The 19733-nt window shown below is 56.4% G+C and carries 17 protein-coding genes; 12 read left to right on the top strand and 5 right to left on the bottom strand.

Going from position 1 to position 19733, the window contains the following annotated elements:
* Positions 1-113 precede the first annotated feature (113 nt).
* Positions 114-2369, top strand: coding sequence for an NADP-dependent malic enzyme (locus tag AC2FJF_RS16025; RefSeq protein ID WP_472722505.1), 2256 nt, complete (start codon positions 114-116; stop codon positions 2367-2369).
* A 3-nt stretch (positions 2370-2372) separates the two neighbouring features.
* On the top strand, positions 2373-3245 hold the full coding sequence (locus tag AC2FJF_RS16020; RefSeq protein ID WP_496726274.1) for a ribokinase: 873 nt from the start codon (positions 2373-2375) through the stop codon (positions 3243-3245).
* Here the strand turns inward: AC2FJF_RS16020 and msrA are convergent.
* The 3 genes from msrA to AC2FJF_RS16005 all read right to left on the bottom strand — a co-directional run bounded on the left by msrA (position 3242) and on the right by AC2FJF_RS16005 (position 5669).
* Positions 3242-3913 carry a peptide-methionine (S)-S-oxide reductase MsrA gene (gene msrA, locus AC2FJF_RS16015; RefSeq protein ID WP_496726273.1) on the bottom strand — a complete coding sequence of 224 codons (672 nt, stop codon included), beginning with the start codon at positions 3911-3913 and terminating at the stop codon, positions 3242-3244. The two genes, AC2FJF_RS16020 and msrA, sit on opposite strands and share 4 nt — an antisense overlap.
* A 98-nt stretch (positions 3914-4011) precedes the next feature.
* A complete protein-coding gene (locus AC2FJF_RS16010) occupies positions 4012-4293 on the bottom strand; it encodes an SCP2 sterol-binding domain-containing protein (protein ID WP_113791154.1) in 282 nt (93 codons plus the stop codon).
* A 149-nt stretch (positions 4294-4442) separates the two neighbouring features.
* The gene (locus AC2FJF_RS16005) at positions 4443-5669 is read right to left on the bottom strand and encodes an argininosuccinate synthase (RefSeq protein WP_496726272.1); all 1227 of its coding nucleotides are present in this window, start codon (positions 5667-5669) and stop codon (positions 4443-4445) included.
* Positions 5670-5808: 139 nt separating this feature from the next.
* Here AC2FJF_RS16005 and AC2FJF_RS16000 point away from each other — a divergent pair, with 139 nt between their 5' ends.
* The 4 genes from AC2FJF_RS16000 to AC2FJF_RS15985 all read left to right on the top strand — a co-directional run bounded on the left by AC2FJF_RS16000 (position 5809) and on the right by AC2FJF_RS15985 (position 10559).
* Positions 5809-6576 (top strand): hypothetical protein, encoded by a 768-nt coding sequence (locus AC2FJF_RS16000; RefSeq protein WP_496726271.1) that lies wholly within the window; start codon positions 5809-5811, stop codon positions 6574-6576.
* A gap of 56 nt (positions 6577-6632) precedes the next feature.
* Positions 6633-7859, top strand: a complete 1227-nt coding sequence (gene ilvA / locus AC2FJF_RS15995) for a threonine ammonia-lyase IlvA (protein ID WP_496726270.1) — start codon at positions 6633-6635, stop codon at positions 7857-7859.
* A 139-nt stretch (positions 7860-7998) separates the two neighbouring features.
* Positions 7999-9669, top strand: coding sequence for an SAM-dependent methyltransferase (locus AC2FJF_RS15990; protein WP_496726269.1), 1671 nt, complete (start codon positions 7999-8001; stop codon positions 9667-9669).
* Positions 9670-9830: 161 nt separating this feature from the next.
* Positions 9831-10559 carry a glycosyltransferase family protein gene (locus AC2FJF_RS15985; protein ID WP_496726268.1) on the top strand — a complete coding sequence of 243 codons (729 nt, stop codon included), beginning with the start codon at positions 9831-9833 and terminating at the stop codon, positions 10557-10559.
* A 333-nt stretch (positions 10560-10892) separates the two neighbouring features.
* Here the strand turns inward: AC2FJF_RS15985 and AC2FJF_RS15980 are convergent, their stop codons facing one another.
* Entirely contained in the window at positions 10893-11216 is a 324-nt protein-coding gene (locus AC2FJF_RS15980) for an Hpt domain-containing protein (protein ID WP_496726267.1), read from the bottom strand.
* A gap of 151 nt (positions 11217-11367) precedes the next feature.
* Here AC2FJF_RS15980 and AC2FJF_RS15975 point away from each other — a divergent pair, with 151 nt between their 5' ends.
* Positions 11368-12639 carry a PP2C family protein-serine/threonine phosphatase gene (locus AC2FJF_RS15975; RefSeq protein WP_496726266.1) on the top strand — a complete coding sequence of 424 codons (1272 nt, stop codon included), beginning with the start codon at positions 11368-11370 and terminating at the stop codon, positions 12637-12639.
* Here AC2FJF_RS15975 and AC2FJF_RS15970 read toward each other — a convergent pair.
* Positions 12636-13079, bottom strand: coding sequence for an NUDIX hydrolase (locus AC2FJF_RS15970; RefSeq protein ID WP_496726265.1), 444 nt, complete (start codon positions 13077-13079; stop codon positions 12636-12638). The two genes, AC2FJF_RS15975 and AC2FJF_RS15970, sit on opposite strands and share 4 nt — an antisense overlap.
* A gap of 76 nt (positions 13080-13155) precedes the next feature.
* Between AC2FJF_RS15970 and hslO the strand changes: the two genes are divergently transcribed.
* From hslO to AC2FJF_RS15945, 5 genes are all read left to right on the top strand, one after another.
* A complete protein-coding gene (hslO, locus tag AC2FJF_RS15965) occupies positions 13156-14133 on the top strand; it encodes an Hsp33 family molecular chaperone HslO (RefSeq protein ID WP_496726264.1) in 978 nt (325 codons plus the stop codon).
* Positions 14117-14722, top strand: a complete 606-nt coding sequence (locus AC2FJF_RS15960; protein ID WP_496726263.1) for a CoA pyrophosphatase — start codon at positions 14117-14119, stop codon at positions 14720-14722. Before hslO ends, AC2FJF_RS15960 begins: the two co-directional genes overlap by 17 nt.
* Positions 14719-15873, top strand: coding sequence for a CCA tRNA nucleotidyltransferase (locus AC2FJF_RS15955; protein ID WP_496726262.1), 1155 nt, complete (start codon positions 14719-14721; stop codon positions 15871-15873). Before AC2FJF_RS15960 ends, AC2FJF_RS15955 begins: the two co-directional genes overlap by 4 nt.
* Before the next feature lie 190 nt (positions 15874-16063).
* The gene (locus AC2FJF_RS15950) at positions 16064-17902 is read left to right on the top strand and encodes an ABC transporter ATP-binding protein (protein ID WP_496726261.1); all 1839 of its coding nucleotides are present in this window, start codon (positions 16064-16066) and stop codon (positions 17900-17902) included.
* Positions 17899-19731 (top strand): ABC transporter ATP-binding protein, encoded by a 1833-nt coding sequence (locus AC2FJF_RS15945; protein ID WP_496726260.1) that lies wholly within the window; start codon positions 17899-17901, stop codon positions 19729-19731. The genes AC2FJF_RS15950 and AC2FJF_RS15945 overlap by 4 nt, the downstream gene beginning before the upstream one ends.
* The last annotated feature ends 2 nt before the right edge of the window (positions 19732-19733 follow it).

Below are 19733 nucleotides of genomic sequence, written 5' to 3'. Positions count from 1 at the left end.
GACCTTACAAATCCACCCATCTCGGCGAAAGGTGAAAAGTATTCTCGTTGAGGCGCGCGCCTGCCTGCGCTATGAGGCAAAAGTCCCGCAGATGTAAAGAAACGACCCATCACATGCCCAAAGCGAAGATCACCAAAGAAGAGGCGCTGGCCTTTCACCTCGACCCGACACCCGGCAAGTGGGAGGTTCAGGCCACCGTACCCATGACGACGCAACGCGATCTGTCGCTGGCCTACAGCCCTGGTGTGGCGGTTCCATGTGAAGCCATCGCGGAAAATCCGGAAACCGCCTATGATTACACCAACAAAGGCAATCTGGTTGCGGTGATCTCAAACGGTACTGCCGTTCTGGGCCTTGGTAATCTTGGCGCGCTGGGTTCGAAGCCGGTGATGGAGGGGAAATCAGTCCTGTTCAAACGGTTCGCTGATGTGAACTCGATCGATATCGAACTGGATACCGAAGACCCGGACGAATTCTGCCGCGCTGTGCGTCTGATGGGACCGACCTTTGGCGGTATCAACCTGGAAGACATCAAGGCGCCCGAGTGTTTCATCATCGAACAGCGCCTGAAGGAAGAGATGGACATCCCCGTCTTCCACGACGACCAACACGGCACGGCGGTGATCTGTGCGGCGGGTCTGCTGAATGCGCTGCGTATCTCGGGCAAAAAGATCGAAGACGTGAAAATCGTGCTGAACGGCGCGGGTGCGGCGGGTATCGCCTGTATCGAGCTGCTCAAGTCGATGGGCGCAAAACACGAGAACTGCATCGTCTGCGACACCAAGGGCGTGATCTACCAAGGCCGAACCGAAGGCATGAACCAGTGGAAATCGGCCCACGCGATCACCACCGAGTTGCGCACATTGGAAGAGGCGATGAAGGGCGCGGACGTATTCCTTGGTGTGTCGGTCAAAGGGGCAGTGACCCAGGATATGGTTGCCAGCATGGCAGACAATCCGGTGATTTTCGCCATGGCGAACCCGGACCCGGAGATTACGCCAGAAGAGGCGCATGAGGTTCGTGTTGATGCCATCGTCGCCACCGGGCGCAGCGATTATCCGAACCAGGTGAACAACGTTCTGGGCTTCCCTTACCTGTTCCGCGGCGCGCTGGACATTCACGCCCGCGCTATCAATGACGAGATGAAGATCGCCTGTGCCCATGCGCTGGCCAATCTGGCGCGCGAGGATGTGCCGGATGAGGTTGCCATGGCCTATGGCAAATCTCTGACCTTTGGCCGGGATTACATTATCCCGACGCCGTTTGACCCACGCCTGATCCACCGTATTCCGCCTGCCGTTGCCAGGGCGGGGATGGACACCGGAGCAGCCCGCCGCCCGATCATTGACATGGACGCCTATGAGCTGAGCCTGAAATCCCGCATGGACCCGACCGCCAGCATCCTGCGCGGCCTGAACGCCCGTGCACGTCAGGCGCAAAGCCGGATGATCTTTGCCGAAGGCGACGATCCACGCGTCTTGCGCGCGGCGGTGATGTATCAGCGATCGGGTTTTGGCAAGGCGCTTGTTGTTGGTCGCCCTGACGATGTGAAGGAAAAGCTGGAAGCCGCCGGTCTGGAGGACGCGGTGCGCGAGTTGGAGGTGATTAACGCCTCCACAACCACGCATCTCGAAGCCTATAAGGATTTCCTTTACAAGCGTCTGCAGCGCAGTGGTTTTGATCGCAAAGATATCCATCGTCTGGCCGCGCGGGATCGCCATGTGTTCTCTTGCCTGATGTTGGCGCATGGCCACGCCGATGGCATGGTCACCGGCGCAACGCGGAAATCGGCACATGTGCTGGAACGCATCAATCATGTGTTTGACGCTGATGCCGAACATGGGGCCGTTGGTGTAACGGCGCTGTTGCACAAGGGTAAGATCGTTCTGATTGGTGACACGCTGGTCCATGAATGGCCGGATGAGCATGATCTGGCCAATATCGCCGAACGCTCGGCCTCGGTCGCGCGGCATTTGGGGCTGGACCCACGCGTTGCCTTTGTCAGCTTTTCCACCTTCGGCTATCCGGTATCTGAACGGGCTGAGAAAATGCACGTAGCGCCTGAGATTCTGGATAAGCGCGGCGTCGATTTCGAATATGATGGCGAGATGACTGTGGATGTGGCGCTGAACGTGGAACAGCAAGAGGCTTATCCCTTCTCGCGTCTGACGGGCCCGGCGAATATCCTGATTGTACCCGCACGGCATTCGGCCTCGATCTCGACCAAGCTGATGCAAGAGATGGGTGGCGCGAACGTCATTGGCCCTATCCTGACCGGTGTCGATAAGCCGATTCAGATCTGTTCGACTGGCTCGACAGCAAATGACATTCTGAACATGGCCATTCTGGCCTCTTGCGATATTGGATAAACCGTGACGATCTGGAACCTAGGCTCGATCAATGCGGACATGGTCTATGCCCTGCCGCATCTTCCCACTGCCGGTGAAACGCTGGCCGCTTCGAACTTGGAGCGGTTTCTGGGTGGCAAAGGGGCCAACATGTCCGTTGCAGCGGCGCGTGCCGGATCGCGTGTGGCGCATATCGGTGGCATTGGGCCGGACGGGCGCTGGGCCCTGGATCGCATGACCGAATATGGCGTCGACACCCGGTTCATTGCCGAGGTCGACGTGCCTACAGGTCACGCGATCATTGCGGTGGACAAGCAGGGTGAGAACCAGATCATTCTGTATCCCGGCGCAAACCACGCCATCGAGCAGGATCAGCTGGGACAGGCCTTATCGCAGGCTGTTCCCGGTGATCTGCTGGTTATGCAGAACGAGACCAACGCCCAGGTCGAGGCCGCCCGCATGGGCCGTGATCTTGGACTGACCGTCTGCTATGCCGCCGCGCCGTTTCAGGCTGATGCCGTGCAGGCGGTGCTGCCTTATCTGGACTTCCTGATCCTGAATGAGGTCGAAGCAGAACAGCTGCGCGAAAGTACGGGTCAATCCGTCGCTGAATTGCCTGTTAAGCATGTACTGGTCACGTTGGGGTCTAAAGGCGCGCGCTACCTACCCAAGGATGGTGAGGCACTTGAGATTTCGGCACACAAGGTGAAAGCCGTGGACACGACCGGCGCGGGGGATACCTTCACCGGTTACGTTCTGGCCGGAATGGACCGCGGGTTGCCGATGCCGCAGGCGATTGCACAAGCAAATCGTGCCGCGGCCCTGATGGTCACGCGGCACGGCACGGCGGATGTTATTCCCGACCTCAAAGAGGTGCTGGAGGCCCGGTTCGGTTAGGACCCGGCGAAAGGTGCATTGCTACCCCAGAGCTGTTTGACGCGCGCATCCCGACCGCAGGCTTTGCGGTAGGCTTTGTATGCGTTTTTCTGGCGTTTCGGACCAAAGCGGGTGAGCACCAGCTTGTCGCCCTTATAGTAATCCTGATGGTAAGCTTCGGCCGGGTAAAAGGTGCCCGCGTTCAAGATGGGGGTAACTACGGTTTGACCCAGCGCCTGCTGCGCATTGGCTTTGGCTTTCTGCGCCAACGCCTTTTCGCCTGTGTTAGAGACAAAAACAGCAGTGCGATAGCTGTTGCCGCGATCACAGAATTGGCCACCCGCATCGGTTGGATCAACGGAACGGAAGAACATGCTCAGCAGCGTTTCACGGGAAACCCGCGAAGAGTCGAAGGTGATCTGAACAGCCTCGTAATGTCCGGTGCCACCTTTCGTCACTTGGTCATAAGTCGGATTGGCTGTCTTACCGCCGGTAAAGCCGGATACGGCGCCAATCACGCCGGGAACCGATTCAAAATCGGATTCAACGCACCAGAAACACCCTCCGGCGACGGTCAGGGTTTCGGTGCCGGCAGCTGGTGCGGGCAGGGCGCGCAGCATCGCGGCCAGTGTGATCAGAACAAACAGAAGCGACGGTTTAACGAAACAGAGGTATGCGGTCCGGGTCATGGCAGATCTCCTTCTGAGATCAGGCTGCCCCGACTTTTCTGCCGTTGCAATCCGCTGACATGGTTTGTCACGCGCTGGTGAGACGAGTTTATCGGCGCTTACCCCAGCAGTTGCCCCAGCTTCATCGCCACACCCATATTGCCCGAGATCTTGAGCTTGCCCAATGCCACGCCGGTCATTGGGTTCAGCTTGCCGGTCAGCAGCTTGGTCAGGTTTTCCTGTGAAATTCGGATCGTGCAGTCTGCATCCTGATCTTGCGTCGTCGCTTGATTGTCGATCAGCACGATCACCCCGTCATCACCGCAATCGAACTTGAGAGAGCCGTCAAATGTCTTGCCGTTCAGACCTTTCTGGATCCCGTCGGCGATGTCCTGAAGCATGGTATGTCCTTTCCCCGTTGACCTTTGCGTAAAGACAAACAGGCAAAGCAGGCAAGGGTGACGCTACTGGAACTAACAGGCCAACGAAGACAAAGAAAAACCCGGCATCCTTTCGGGCACCGGGTTCGTCGTTGCAGCGATGGCAAGAATTACTTGGACAGACGCTTCTCGCGCGAGGCCAGCAGTTTCAGACGCAACGCGTTCAACTGGATGAAGCCAGCCGCGTCTTTCTGATCATACGCGCCAGCATCGTCTTCAAAGGTTACATGCTCTTCAGAATAGAGCGAATGATCCGACCAGCGGCCAACCGTCGAGGCCAAACCTTTGTAAAGTTTCACGCGGACGGTGCCGGTGACGTGTTCCTGCGACTTGTCGATTGCAGCCTGCAACATCTCACGCTCAGGCGAGTACCAGAAGCCATTATAGATCAGCTCCGCATATTGCGGCATCAACTGGTCCTTCAGGTGCATTGCGCCACGGTCCATGGTGATGGATTCGATACCACGATGTGCTTCCAGCAGGACGGTGCCGCCGGGCGTTTCGTAGATGCCACGCGACTTCATGCCCACAAACCGGCCTTCGACCAGGTCAAGACGCCCAATACCGTGCTTGCCGCCGTATTCGTTCAGCTTGGTCAGGATGGTCGCGGGGCTCATCGCCTCGCCATTTATGCTGACCGCGTCGCCTTTTTCAAAGCCGATCTCGATGAATTCCGGCTCGTTTGGCGCATCCTCGGGGTGGACGGTGCGCTGATAGACGTAATCGGGCGCCATATCGGCGGGGTCTTCCAGAACCTTACCCTCGGACGAAGTGTGCAGTAGGTTGGCATCGACCGAGAAGGGCGCCTCGCCACGTTTGTCCTTGGCAATCGGGATCTGGTTCGCTTCGGCGAATTCCAACAGCTTGGTCCGGCTGGTCAGGTCCCACTCACGCCAAGGCGCGATCACCTTGATGTCGGGGTTCAGCGCATAGGCCGCCAGTTCAAAGCGCACCTGATCGTTGCCCTTGCCTGTCGCGCCGTGGGCGACGGCATCGGCACCGGTTGCCTCGGCAATCTCAACCAGACGTTTCGAGATTAGCGGACGCGCGATTGAGGTGCCCAGCAGGTAAAGGCCTTCGTATTGCGCATTGGCGCGGAACATCGGGAAGACAAAGTCGCGGACAAACTCTTCGCGAATGTCTTCGATATAGATGTTTTCGGGTTTGATCCCCAGCAGCTCGGCCTTTTGGCGGGCGGGTTCCAGTTCCTCACCTTGACCCAGATCGGCGGTGAAGGTCACAACCTCACAGCCATACTCGGTCTGCAGCCATTTCAGAATGATCGAGGTATCAAGGCCACCGGAATAGGCCAGAACAACTTTCTTGGGCGCGGACATCTGACTTCCCTTTATGCGTAGAACGACTGGCCCCTAGCGGGTTTTGGACGCGGGGGCAAGCTGTGTGGATTGACGCAGGCCCGGAATTGGGGTGAAACGGTCGGATAGAGAACAAGGATTGGTTGAGAGGGCGGTTTTCGTGCTGGGACTAGAGATTTTGGTGCATTCGGTGAAAATGGTTCTAAGGAACCTTAAACAAGCGCTGCAGATTTCAGTTGTGCCTGCGCTCATCGGTGGGCTTCTGGTCATCGGATTGTTTTTTCTGTTCGGCATCCCTTTTGAAGAATTCGACAGTGAAACGAACGGCTTCCCTGAAGGCGTAACAGCGGTTTCCTTCGCGGGGTTTCTGTTGTGTTTAGTGGTGGTTATCTTTGGGGTTATGCTCTGGATTGTCGTGTCGTGGCACCGGTTTGTTCTGCTTGAAGAATACCCGACCGGGTTGGTTCCACTTTTCCGGTTCGACCGAGTTCTCGCCTATTTCGGGCGTCTTCTCATGCTTTGCCTCATAGCTTTTGTAATCATGATACCGGCGGTGCTGATCATGGGTATGATGGCGCAAGCTTCAGCAGCGTTGGGAATTTTGGTCTGGGTGGCTTTGGTAATCTTTCTCACCATCGGGTTTTATCGGGCATCCCCTATTTTGCCCGGCGCAGCCATCGGAAAACCACTAAAACTTTCTGAGGCTTGGCAGGCAACTTCGGGTGCCAACGGTGCAATTGTGCTTCTGGTCATTTTATCCATTCTCCTCCAGTTGTTGCTTCAACTGCTGGCGTCGCTGTTGCTCTTTGTTCCGGTAGTCGGCGTCCTGATCGTGTTGTTTGCCAGCATGCTGGTTGTCCCATTGATCAATGTCAGCATCCTGACCACGATCTACGGCGTCTTTATCGAAAGACGCCAGCTCTCGTGAGCCGTACACATATGTATTCCTTGCCCTTTTGGTCGGGATAGGCCACTGAACGGGTCATGAGTGATTTCGTGACCCGCGCCCGCGCTGCCGAACAGGCGATGCGCTCTGTGTTTCCAGCAACGCCGTTGCAGCGGAACGCCCATCTGTCCGACCGCTATGGCGCGGACATCTGGCTTAAGCGCGAGGACCTAAGCCCGGTGCGGTCCTACAAGATCCGTGGCGCATTCAATGCCATGCGCAAGCAGCAGGGGCAGGACCTGTTCGTCTGCGCCAGCGCAGGCAATCACGCGCAGGGTGTGGCCTATATGTGCAAGCATCTGGGTGTGAAGGGGGTGATCTTTATGCCGGTGACGACGCCGCAGCAGAAAATCCAGAAGACCCGGATTTTCGGCGGCGACAATATCGAGATCCACCTGACCGGAGACTATTTTGACGATACTCTGTCTGCGGCGCAGGACTGGTGTGCCCAGCAAGGTGGATATTTCCTGTCGCCGTTCGACGATGAAGATGTGATCGAAGGGCAGGCTTCCTTAGCGGTTGAGATTGAGGAACAGCTTGGACAGGTTCCCGATCATGTCATCTTGCCAGTGGGTGGTGGTGGCATGTCGTCTGGCGTGGCCACGTGGTTCGGGGATCGCACCCATTGTCTATTTGTGGAGCCGGCGGGTGGCGCCTGTCTGCGTGCTGCATTGGCGGCGGGTCATCCGGTGGCTCTTGATCACGTGGACACGTTTGTCGATGGCGCGGCGGTGGGTCGGATTGGGGAAAAGCCATTTGAGCTGTTGAAATCCCGCCACCTGTCTGACGTTCTCGTGCTGTCCGAAGATCGCATCTGTACCACCATGATCGAAATGCTGAACGTCGAGGGCATCGTACTGGAACCTGCGGGTGCTCTGGCGGTCGAAGCCGTCGGTGACGTGCAAAGTTTCATTCGTGGTAAGACCGTGGTGTGCGTCACCTCGGGCGGCAATTTCGATTTCGAACGCTTGCCCGAGGTTAAGGAACGGGCGCAGAGGTATTCGGGCGTCAAAAAATACTTCATCCTCCGCCTGCCACAACGTCCAGGCGCGTTGAAGGAATTTCTGGGCATTCTAGGTCCTGAGGACGATATTGCCCGCTTTGAGTACATGAAAAAATCGGCCCGCAATTTCGGATCTGTCCTGATCGGGATCGAAACGCGAAAGCCTGAGAATTTTGTGCGCCTGTTCGCGCATCTTGATGATGCGGGCTTTACCTATACCGACATTACCGAAGACGAAACGCTGGCGCAGTTCGTGATCTGACGGGCGCAAACGCCACGGCGGCTGGATCACGGGCCGGATTGTGGTGTCGTCGTTCGCTTGGCAGCGTGGGTGCAGGTCAACAGAATGGGAACGCTTCTGTCCAAATTCCCTCTAGAGACAACTCCGGTTGCCGGATAGTGTGCAGCCACCAACACCCTCAGATAGCTTGATCAAAATGACATACGTACAAGATGCCGAACACAACATTTGGGTTCGCAACGATTCCGCAGACATCCTCTATTCGGATGGTGTCGCGAAGGAGGATAGACTCTTTAATGGTGTATCAAGCTGTAAGGACCGATCCGTAAATTCATCCGAGATCGACGCATTGATCACGGATTGGGCTTCCGAATACCATTTCTCGGCCAAGCGCCACTTTGTTCTGAAAGGCTTGGACTTCAAGAAAAACCAGTCGGTACTGGAACTAGGTTGCGGTTGTGGTGCCATTTCCAGGTATCTGGCAGAGCAGGGCGTGGATCTAACATCCGTCGAAGGAACGGTCTCGCGTGCACGAACCGCATCAAAACGATGCGAAGACCTGCCGAACGCCGAGTTTTATGTCGACAATTTCACCAAGTTTCAGTCCGATAAAAAATTCGATTGGGTCCTCTTTATTGGCGTGCTGGAGTATGCGCCGTTGTTTGGTGACCAGAATGACCCGTTCGGTTCTTATTTGGAAGTGGCCAAGCGGCACCTAAAGCCCGGCGGTAAAATGGTCATCGCGATCGAGAACAAGCTTGGTTTGAAGTACTGGAACGGGGCGTCAGAAGATCACGTGGGAAGCCCTTACTACGGAATCCACGATTTGTATGATGGGGGCTCAGCTGAAACATTCAGTAAGCGGGAAATAGCGAACCTACTGTCTGACAAAGGTTTTGAACATCAAGAATTCCAATACGCTTTTCCAGATTACAAAGTTTGTGAGACTTTGCTTACCGAGGCCGGCCTTATTGCTCCTGGCTTCAATTCCTCTGATCTGCTTCTGGGCACCCGTTCACGCGACTACAGCCGAAAGTGGGAGCCAGCATTCACAGACGGTCTTGCCATCTCTACTCTGAACAAGGCCGGGCTTCTTGGTGAGTTCGCCAACTCGTTTCTGATCGTTGCAAGCTCTCGGAAATTCAAACACGCCACGAAACTTGCGTTCACGCATAACATCGGAAAACGGCACCTGGCATTTACCTGCGAGACCGCATTTGTGCCCCGCAGAGGTCAGATATCCGTTCAAAAAACGACAGCAATCTCAGAGCCGGACAGGAGAATTGACGTCGGCCCCTACACCATTTGTCACGACACCTCTTCCGCGCCATACGTTTCAGGCGTCAGTGAGGGTGGCCAGATTATCCGCCAGATGCACCGAACCCCACGTCCCGTCCGTCTTTGGCGGAGTTTTGTGCCTTGGGCAGAGCATCTGAAAGCCCAGTGCACGCAAGCAGCGGACAGCAACTCAAGTGAAGACTGGACCATCGACGGTTCTTATGTCGACGCTACACCATTCAATTTCATCAGAACCCCCAGCGGGCTAAAGCAAATTGATGTCGAATGGCGGGCAGAACAAGACATTCCATTGGGGTGGGTGATCGCGCGCGGTGTCAGGCAGGTCATGATGCATGGATCGCCCAAGATTTCATACAATCAAGCAAGAATTTTTGGCACCGCAAGAATGGTTTTGGAAGGCATTGGTTTGACGCTGACGAATGACGAATATGATCGTTTCACACAGCTTGAGCGTTCTTTCATGCGTGCCGTCAAATCTGCCCCGGCAAAAAAAAAAGATCCTCAACATCGCGCAGAACTGACCCAGTCCTGATTGCTGTAAAATCACCCTATCAAGAAGGCAAGCAGCACAGTTGGGGGGAAAAAATATATGCACACAGCCTTGCTGACGCATTTTCCGACATTGGTCTTCCTGCGCGGGTAGATGACCACAACGAGTGGTCATCAAAATCTGACGCCGACGAAGCGGCCGTTTTGATTCGCGGTAAGTTGAAGTATCCGTATGAAGCAAAACAGGGCTCTGCCAGTTGGTTAATCAGCGAGATGATTCGGGGCGAGGTCTCAAAAGAGGCCGACAATCATACAGCCAACTTCTTTGCATCGCGTCTCTTTTTCGAGGGAATCAAAACTCGCCCTCAGGATTCCGTTCTTTTTCAGGCAACGGATCATCGCATTTTCTACCCGGGCGAGCGTGACTATGGTGGTCCTACGCTGTTTGTGGGCAACAATTACCGAAGATGGGAAGTTCGGCCGGTCATTCAAAAAGCATTGGCCGAGGAATTGCCTGTCGACGTTTATGGTGACAGGTGGGATAGAAAATTAAACGCGGATCGCCTTCGTGCTGCAAGCGTTCCGAACCTCCAGTTGGGTCAACTATACCGATCGGCGGGCGTCGTTCTGAACGATCACCGCCCCCCCATGCGTGAGAATGGTCTGATTTCCAACCGGGTGTTCGATGTACTTGCCTGCGCAGTCCCGCTGATTTCAGATAGAATAAAAGGCCTGCCTGATGGGTTCGAGGAATTCATTTATATGTTTGATGATGGCTTGCCGTTGGCGGACTTAATCACGCAGGCAAAAACGGAATCGGCTGCGAAACGCCGCAAGCGTGCAGACTTCGCGCACTACGTTGTGCAGGAGTACAGTTTTCTGGCGGCGGCAAAAACTATCGCTGCCAGTTTAGGGCTGTCGCAGAAAGCCTAATTGGAACTGACATGCATTGTTTGAAAGCCTTCAGCTGGGTTTCTTTCTTTGTTCGACACTGATCAGAGTATTAATACCCGGCAGAAAATGAACAGTCGCGCGCAGGAATGAACGCCACGGTTCGCGCCAACTAGGACACGCATGCAGAGAACTGCGGTATGAAGGACGGCGTGGAGCTGTGCCGACAGGACGCGCTGCGAATCCTGAAAAAGATGGGCGTTGGGTTTTTGACTCAAGAACGAGGATTGGAGTTCAACTTCAAGAAATCCCCTTCGTTGGACGGGTTTGCCGTGAAAATCTTGCGCCTGAAGGTCCCGAAAATGGCCTTGGCCGTTAAAGATCGCCCAGCCCAGTCTTGAATTCACTGGCAGAGCGTTCGAATACACTGAGGATATTGGCAAAGTCGACCACCTGGCTGTTCCCTTGCGCCGATTGTCGTTCCCCATCCTGACACAGCTTGGCCAAAGCCTCGAACCCAAGGCTCAGTGCGCTGCCTTTTACGAAATGCAGGTTTTGTTCAAACTCTGTGCGGGCGGTGTCGTTCCGAAGCCGGGCTAGGGCTTCGTTCACCTCATCAAGAAAGATGTTCACTACCTCTTCAAATTCGCTGGCGCCAACCTCGTCCCTTAGTTGCCGGACCCTGGACCAGTTGATCATGCCATCCTCGCTTTATCTGCCAGGGGATTTGGTACCGCAGAACCGGTAAAGAGCAGGTTAAGCGGAATGAACTTCGGCTTTCACCCATTGTTAAACTGCGGCGCGATAGGGTCTTCCTATTCTGATAAGCGCCGCTGGGCAGAGGGTTAAGGTGACAAGGGTCAGTCAGGCAGACAGTGGGTCAGATCTGGATTTTGGTGTGATCCAAAAGGTGCTTGTCGTCGATGACAGCCGCCTGCAGCGCCGTATTCTGGTCGCCTCGCTCAAAAAATGGGGCTTTGACGTGCTTGAGGCCGATAGCGGCGATGTTGCGATTGAAATGTGCGCAGCGGACCCGCCGGATCTTGTCCTCAGCGATTGGGTGATGCCGGGGATGAGCGGGCTGGATTTCTGCAAGGCGTTCCGCGCCTTGGACAACAGGCAATACAGCTATTTCATCCTGCTGACCTCCAAAAGCGAAAAGCAAGAAGTGGCGCGCGGTCTGGATGCCGGTGCGGATGATTTTCTGATTAAACCGCTTGAGGCGGATGAACTGCGGGCGCGTATATCAGCCGGTGCGCGTATTCTGGATATGCAGCGCGAGCTGTCTAAAAAAAACCAGATGATCGAATCCGCGCTTGAGGAGCTGCGCGTCGCCCATGACGCGATCGACAAGGACCTCATCCAGGCACGCAAGATACAGGAATCGCTGGTACCCGAACTGACGCGCGATTTCGGTAAGTCCCGAGTCAGCATGTTGCTGAAACCTTGCGGTCATATCGGCGGCGATCTGGTGGGGATGTTCTCTCCGGGTGTGAACAGGCTTGGTTTTTACAGTATCGATGTGTCCGGGCATGGCATCACATCTGCGATGATGACCGCGCGTTTGGGGGGCTATCTGTCCAGCAACCACTTTGATCAGAACGTGGCGATGGCGCGGCGTTTCGACAAGTTTTATGCTCTGCTGCCGCCGGAAGAGGTTGCCGAAACCCTGAACTCGCGGCTGATGGCGGATACAGGAATCGAAGAGTATTTCACGATGGTTTATGCCATCGTAGACCTGCGCAACGGGCATGTGAAAATGGTGCAGGCCGGGCACCCTCATCCGCTGTTGTTGTGTCAGGACGGCAGAACTGAATTTCTGGGCGAGGGCGGGTTGCCTATCGGATTGCTGCCGGACGTCACCTTTCAGCGGACCGAATTCTACATGCAACCCGGCGACCGGCTACTGCTTTATTCCGATGGGTTCACAGAATGCAGTCTCGCCGACGGTGGCCTGCTGGACGAGGATGGCTTACGACAGATGGCGCTGGATTGCGGGCCCGATCGAAACGGAACGGAGTTCCTTGACGATATGTTCTGGCGGCTGACACAGGCGATGGCACCTGGCCGGGGTATGGATGATGATGTTTCGGCTGTTTTCTTTGAATACAACGGTCACTAAAGCCGCTTTTCATGCAGCGCGGCAAAGTGGCGATCTCCGTCATTGCCCAGCAATTGGACCGCATCGGCGGTGTCCATCCATAAGGCTTCATGGAACGGCTCAGACGGTGGACCCATGCGCTGGATGGGACGCGCGCGATAGATATGGCACAGCTTTTCGGCCCACAAATCGTATTCGGGCATATAAGTGAACCGACGAAAAGCGCCGATGCGGCGGGGCGACGCGATCAACCAGCCGGTTTCTTCGAACACTTCTCGGTGCAGGGCTGTGATGGGTGATTCGCCCGGATCAATTCCGCCGCCGGGCAATTGAAGATCAGGCCCGGGTTCTGTCTGACAGGTCAGCAAAAGGCTTCGACCTCGGGGCAGCAATGCATAAACACCCACCCGGCGTGTATATGTTCGCCCAGCTTGAGGGGTTTCACCAAACCGTCTGATCATGTATGGCCCCTTAAAACCCGAATAGTTCGACCTATGTGCTGGCGGTATGCCAACCTGTGGCGTGTAAGGAAACCCCATGTCTCTTGGAACAAAAATCGCGTGGGACGATACCGTCCTGCCCTTTCAACTCGATGTATCGGATATCCGCGGCCGTGTGGCCCGTCTGGATGGTGTGCTTGATGGCATCCTGAGCCAGCATGACTATCCAGAAAAGGTCGAGGCGCTGGTGGCCGAGATGGCCCTGCTGACCGCATTGATCGGCCAGACTGTTGCGCTTCGCTGGAAGCTGTCGCTGCAGGTTCAGTCCAAAGGTCCGGTGCGCATGATTGCGACCGACTATTATGCGCCTCAGCAAGAGGGGGAACCCGCCCGCATTCGCGCCTATGCCAGCTTTGACCGTGATCGCCTGACCGATGGTGCGCCGTTCGATCAGGTGGGCGAGGGGTATTTTGCCATCATGATTGATCAGGGTGAGGGAACCCAACCTTATCAAGGCATCACACCCCTGGACGGTGGATCGCTTAGCGCCTGTGCCGAGGCATATTTCGCCCAGTCGGAACAGTTACCGACGCGGTTTTCGCTGAGCTTTGGCAAATCGATCGAGCCAGGCGTTGGCGAACATTGGCGTGCAGGTGGGGTCATGCTGCAGCACATGCCCAAAGCCTCGCCCTTTGTGGCCTCCGGTGAGGGCGAGGGGAACATCCTGACTGCAAATGACCTTGTCGATGGTGAAGAAGGCGAAAACTGGGGTCGCGTCAACGTGTTGTTGGACACGGTTGATGACCTGGAGCTGATCGGCCCGTCAATTGCACCCACGGATTTGTTGATCCGTCTGTTTCATGAGGAACAGCCGCGGGTCTACGATGCACAGTCGGTGCAATTCGGGTGCACATGTTCCGAAAATCGTGTGCGACAAAGCCTGTCGATTTATTCGGCAAAGGACATCGAGAAGATGACCACGCCCGAGGGTGACGTGACCGCCGATTGCCAGTTCTGCGGTGCGCATTACGTGCTTGATCCTTCCACGGTTGGTTTTGATGCGGACAACGCCTGATCCAACTAATCAGCTGCGGGCGGCCTTGTGCCGCCCCGGTGAAGGTTCAAGCGATTTCGACCTGAACCCTGATTTTGTCCTGCCTGAGGGTCGTAAACTGCGCCCCGCGGGCGTTTTGGTTCCGATTTCAGTCGCAGATGGCGCCCCGCGCTTGATTTTGACCAAGCGATCCTCGGCGCTCAAGCATCACCCGGGGCAGATAGCGTTTCCAGGCGGCAAGCAGGATAGCGGCGATGCGGACGTAACCGCCACCGCACTGCGTGAGGCGCGCGAAGAAATCGGCCTGCCGCAGGAAATGCCGGAAATTCTTGGCCACTTACCGACACATGAAACGGTGACCTCCTTCACGGTCACACCTGTGGTGGCGATCCTGCGGGAACCCTTCCAACCGGTACCGGAACCGGGCGAAGTGGCCGAGGTGTTTTCAGTTCCGCTTGCACATGTGCTCAACCCTGCGAATTATATCGTTGAATCGCGTCGCTGGCGCGGACAAAGGCGGTATTATTTCACGGTACCTTTCGGCCCCTATTACATCTGGGGTGCAACAGCCCGAATTTTGCGGGGATTGGCAGCACGGATTAACGAATGACTCACATCACAGAAGACTGGGTGTCCGAACCTGCAACGCAACGGGTCTGCTCCGCCCTGACCGGTGCCGGTTTCCAGGCTCTGTTTGTCGGCGGATGCGTGCGCAACGCGCTATTGGGATCTCCGGTATCGGATATCGACATCGCCACCGACGCGCGGCCTGAAAAAGTGGTCGAGCTGGCGCAGAAAGCAGGGCTTAAGGCCATTCCCACCGGGATTGATCACGGCACAATCACCGTGGTTAGTCAGGGTATCCCGCATGAGATCACCACCTTTCGCCGTGATGTTGAAACGGATGGCCGTCGCGCTGTCGTCGCCTTTTCGGACAAAGTCGAAGAGGATGCCGCACGTCGCGATTTCACGATGAATGCGATCTATGCGAGGCCTGACGGTATCGTTCTGGACCCTTTGAATGGCTTGCCTGATCTGCAGGCGCGTCGCGTCCGGTTTATCGGCACTGCTGCGAACCGAATTCGTGAGGATTACCTGCGGTCGTTGCGCTATTTCCGCTTTCACGCCTGGTATGGGGATGCCGAGGCTGGGTTTAATCCCGACGCTCTGGCGGCCATTGCGTCCAACCTGGACGGTCTGGCGGGTTTATCCCGCGAACGCGTCGGGGCCGAGCTATTGAAACTGTTGGGGGCACCTGATCCCGCGCCCTCCGTTGCCGCGATGCGCAGCGCCGGAGTTATGGTGCAGCTATTGCCGGGCGCAGATGATCGTGCATTGGCACCGTTGATCGCGTTGGAACAGCAGGCCGGCGCCGATCCGGAACCGGTGCGGCGGCTGGCGGCCATTGCGCCACCTGAGGTCGCGAAATCGCTGCGTCTGAGTCGCGCACAATTGCAGCGCCTGACCCGAATGCGCGATGAAGCATCCAGCCCGGCCAGCTTTGCCGAATTGGGGTTTCGGTACGGCGAAACAGACGGGCTGCATGAATCGCTTTTGCGCTGTGCCTTTCTGGAGCAGCCCTGGTCAGACACTATCAAACGCGATCTTCACGCAGGTGCTGCTGCGATCTTTCCGATCAAGGCAACAGATCTGATCCCTGAATTCACCGGCCCCGCGCTGGGCAAGAAACTGGCTGAGCTTGAGGCGCAGTGGATTGCGTCGGGTTTCATGCTGGGCCGCGAAGACCTGCTGGGCGAATAAAGGAAGTCTCAAAAGGGGATGACAAGCAAATAAGTTTATGGTTACTTGCCCCTGTCACATGAATGGAGGGATGCGAATGTATTACGGGATCTGGGACAGCTAAGGCTGGAACACTTTGACCCGTAAGGGTGGTGTTCTGACGCCATCTTTCTTCGCATGACTAATTTTCTGCTCAATCGGAGCACTCTCCATGTTTCGCTATTTCGAAAACCTCGTTGACCCTTTTGTTGCCTATAAGGAAACCGACACACCGCCGACGCGGTTGTGGCCGTTCATGCTGGACTACTCGCAACCGTTCATGCGGGTGTTCTTCTGGGCTGGTTTGATTTCCGTCGTTGTTGCGGCGGTTGAAGTTGGCCTGATTTACTACATGGGCCGAGTGGTTGACCTGCTGTCGGGCCCTCCGGCCGAGGTCTGGCAGAACCACGGCACCGAATTTATCTTGGTGGCGGCGTTTGTGCTGCTGCTGCGCCCGATGCTGCATGTCGTGGATGTGCTGTTGTTAAACAACACGATCCTGCCGAACTTTGGCACCCTGATCCGCTGGCGTGCCCACAAACATGTTCTGCGACAATCGGTGGGGTGGTTCGAAAATGACTTTGCCGGACGCATTGCCAATCGGATCATGCAGACGCCACCTGCCGCAGGCGAGGCCGTGTTTCAGGTGTTTGACGCCATCTCATTTTCGATCGCCTATCTGATTGGCGCGGCGATCCTGTTGATGGCGGCGGATCCACGGTTGCTGTTGCCGCTGCTGATCTGGTTTGCGCTTTACGCCATTCTGGTGCGCTGGACGGTGAAAAGGGTCGGTCCGGCTTCGCAGGCTGCGTCCGATGCGCGCTCGGCTGTGACGGGTCGGGTGGTGGACAGCTATACCAACATCCATTCGGTCAAGATGTTCGCCCATAACGAACAAGAGTTGGACTATGCCCGCGAAGCCATTGAAGAAACGCGTCGTACCTTTCAGGTCGAAATGCGGATTTTCACCATAATGGATGCGGTACTGGTCGCTCTGAACGGTTTGCTGATCGTCGGCGTGGTTGGTTGGGCCATTTCCCTTTGGATGCAAGGGAGCGCATCTGTGGGTGTCGTTGCGGCGGCGACTGCCTTGACCCTGCGACTGAACGCGATGACTGGATGGATCATGTGGGCGTTGACCAGCTTCTTCCGCCAGCTTGGTGTCGTGGCAGAGGGCATGCAAACAATTGCCCAGCCCGTTGACCTGCTGGATATGCCGGACGCTAAGTCCTTGCAGCTGAACAAGGGCCAGATCGAAATTCGCGATCTGTCGCACCATTACGGTCGCAAGACCGGCGGGCTGGATCACATCAATCTGACCCTCAATCCTGGCGAAAAGATCGGTCTAATCGGGCGGTCCGGTGCGGGAAAATCGACCCTAGTTAAGCTGCTTTTGCGGTTTTACGACGTTGAGCAAGGTGCGATCCTGATTGACGATCAGGACATTTCCAGGGTCACGCAGGACAGTTTGCGCAGCCATATCGGTATGGTTCAGCAGGACAGCGCCCTGTTGCATCGGTCGGTGCGTGACAACATCCTCTATGGTCGCCCCGATGCCACCGAAGAACAGATGATCGCCGCCGCCAAACAGGCTGAGGCGCATGAGTTCATCCTTGATTTGCAAGACCCAGAAGGGCGCACGGGGTATGATGCGCATGTGGGCGAGCGGGGTGTGAAGCTGTCCGGTGGTCAGCGGCAGCGCGTGACGCTGGCGCGGGTGATCCTGAAGGACGCACCAATTTTGCTGTTGGACGAGGCGACATCCGCTCTAGATTCCGAGGTCGAAGCATCAATTCAGGAAACTCTCTACGGTATGATGCAAGGAAAAACCGTGATCGCCATTGCCCACCGGCTGAGCACCATCGCGCAGATGGACCGTATTCTGGTCATGGATGGTGGTCGGATCGTTGAACAGGGCGGGCATTCAGAACTGCTGGCGCAAGGTGGGCTTTACGCCAAGTTCTGGGCACGGCAATCTGGGGGCTTCCTGAACCCGGAGGCCGCTGAATGAGGATTGCCGACCTCATAAACCCGTTCAAGAACATCGAAACGCCCCCGCCGCAAACGCTGGGGGCGTTCATTCGCTGGTGCCTGTCGGGTGCATGGCCAATGATATTCGTCGCGGCGTTTTTCTCGGCCACCGCGGGTGCGATGGAGGCGGGCACGGCGTGGATGCTGGGTCTGGTCATTGACGCAGCAACCACAAGCGGGCCTGAGAACTTTTTGACCGCCAGTAACGTCTGGATGATCCTTGGGGTCGTTGCATTTTTCATGCTGCTGCGGCCAGCCCTGTTCGGGCTTTCGTCGTTGACCAACAACTATATCGTCATGCCCAACATCACGCCGTTGGTTCTGGCCAAGCTGAACCGGTGGACGCTGGGTCAGTCGGTCACATATTTCGACGACGATTTTGCCGGGCGGATCGCGCAAAAGCAGATGCAAACATCCAACGCGATGGCGTCGGTCGTGTCCGAGACGATCAGTGCGATCGTGTTTGCCTTGGCCTCGCTGGCGGGCTCATTGCTTTTGTTAGGGTCTATTCATCCGCTGGTTATGCTGCCATTTGCGGCTTGGCTGGTTGTGTATTTCCTGCTTGTCCGTTGGTATCTGCCGCGCATCCGTAAACGCTCAGCGGCGCGGGCAGGCGCTCGCGCGATGGTGTCCGGGCAAGTCGTCGACACGATCACCAATATCAAAACCGTTAAACTGTTTGCCCACTCTGACTTCGAAGATCAGGCCGCGCGGAATTCCATGGTTGATCTGCGAGAAAAGATGTTGGCGTTCGGAAGCCTGTCGGCCAGTTTCCGCTTTATCTTGATGCTGTTGGCCGGGGTTCTGCCGGTTTTGCTGATAGGTGCAACGCTGTGGCTGTGGCAAGCGGGGTCTGCGACAGCCGGTGACATTGTGGCCGCAGGTGCCATTTCCATCCGAATTGCCCAAATGACAGGCTGGGTAAGTTTCACCCTCATGGGTCTTTACGCCAATGTTGGCGAGATCGAGAACGGCATGAATACGCTGGCCAAGCGTGAACGGGTTGAGGATCAAACGGGCGCGGCGGAGTTGTCCGTGCCCGAAGGCCAGATCACCTTTGACCATGTCAGCTTTGCCTACGGTCGGGATGTTGGTGGTGTATCAGGCCTGAACATGACCGTGCACCCCGGCGAGAAACTGGGCATAGTCGGCGCTTCGGGGGCGGGGAAATCAACCTTGGTTTCGTTGCTGTTGCGTCTTTACGACGGTGAAAAGGGCGCGATCCTGATTGATGGTCAGGATATTTCCGGAGTGACGCAGGATAGCTTGCGCCGTCAGATCGGCATGGTCACGCAGGAAACCGCGATGTTCAACCGGTCGGCGCGTGAGAACATTCTTTACGGTCGCCCAGACGCCTCGGAAGAGGAAATGATCGAGGCGGCCAAAAAGGCCGAAGCGCATGAATTCATCCTTAGCCTTCAGGATGCCCATGGTCGCACCGGCTATGACGCACATCTGGGCGAGCGCGGAGTGAAGCTTAGCGGTGGTCAGCGTCAGCGGATCGCTCTGGCGCGCGCCATCCTCAAGGATGCGCCTATATTGGTGCTGGATGAGGCAACTTCGGCGCTGGATTCTGAGGTTGAGGCCTCGATCCAGACGGCGTTGCATCGGGTTATGCAAGGCAAGACGGTTCTGGCTATTGCGCACCGTCTGTCCACGCTCAGCGAGATGGACCGGATTATTGTCCTGGACCAGGGACGTGTCGTTGAAACCGGCACCCATGACGCGATGTTGGACCAGGGCGGGCTATATGCCCGGTTCTGGCATCGCCAATCCGGTGGGTTCATTCAGGCCGAGGCAGCGGAATAAGG

This window comes from Ruegeria sp. CDSB013, assembly GCF_059611165.1.
This window is presented reverse-complemented; position numbering and strand designations above follow the sequence as displayed.

What these genes read in the sequence shown, in the direction of transcription:
- hslO (WP_496726264.1), top strand. Translation starts at nt 13,156, where the DNA reads ATGTCTCTTGGAACAAAAATCGCGTGGGACGATACCGTCCTGCCCTTT.
- AC2FJF_RS15955 (WP_496726262.1), top strand. Translation starts at nt 14,719, where the DNA reads ATGACTCACATCACAGAAGACTGGGTGTCCGAACCTGCAACGCAACGG.
- AC2FJF_RS16010 (WP_113791154.1), bottom strand. Translation starts at nt 4,293, where the DNA reads ATGCTTCAGGACATCGCCGACGGGATCCAGAAAGGTCTGAACGGCAAG.
- AC2FJF_RS15960 (WP_496726263.1), top strand. Translation starts at nt 14,117, where the DNA reads ATGCGGACAACGCCTGATCCAACTAATCAGCTGCGGGCGGCCTTGTGC.
- msrA (WP_496726273.1), bottom strand. Translation starts at nt 3,913, where the DNA reads ATGACCCGGACCGCATACCTCTGTTTCGTTAAACCGTCGCTTCTGTTT.
- ilvA (WP_496726270.1), top strand. Translation starts at nt 6,633, where the DNA reads ATGAGTGATTTCGTGACCCGCGCCCGCGCTGCCGAACAGGCGATGCGC.
- AC2FJF_RS15950 (WP_496726261.1), top strand. Translation starts at nt 16,064, where the DNA reads ATGTTTCGCTATTTCGAAAACCTCGTTGACCCTTTTGTTGCCTATAAG.
- AC2FJF_RS15945 (WP_496726260.1), top strand. Translation starts at nt 17,899, where the DNA reads ATGAGGATTGCCGACCTCATAAACCCGTTCAAGAACATCGAAACGCCC.
- AC2FJF_RS15970 (WP_496726265.1), bottom strand. Translation starts at nt 13,079, where the DNA reads ATGATCAGACGGTTTGGTGAAACCCCTCAAGCTGGGCGAACATATACA.
- AC2FJF_RS16025 (WP_472722505.1), top strand. Translation starts at nt 114, where the DNA reads ATGCCCAAAGCGAAGATCACCAAAGAAGAGGCGCTGGCCTTTCACCTC.
- AC2FJF_RS15980 (WP_496726267.1), bottom strand. Translation starts at nt 11,216, where the DNA reads ATGATCAACTGGTCCAGGGTCCGGCAACTAAGGGACGAGGTTGGCGCC.
- AC2FJF_RS16005 (WP_496726272.1), bottom strand. Translation starts at nt 5,669, where the DNA reads ATGTCCGCGCCCAAGAAAGTTGTTCTGGCCTATTCCGGTGGCCTTGAT.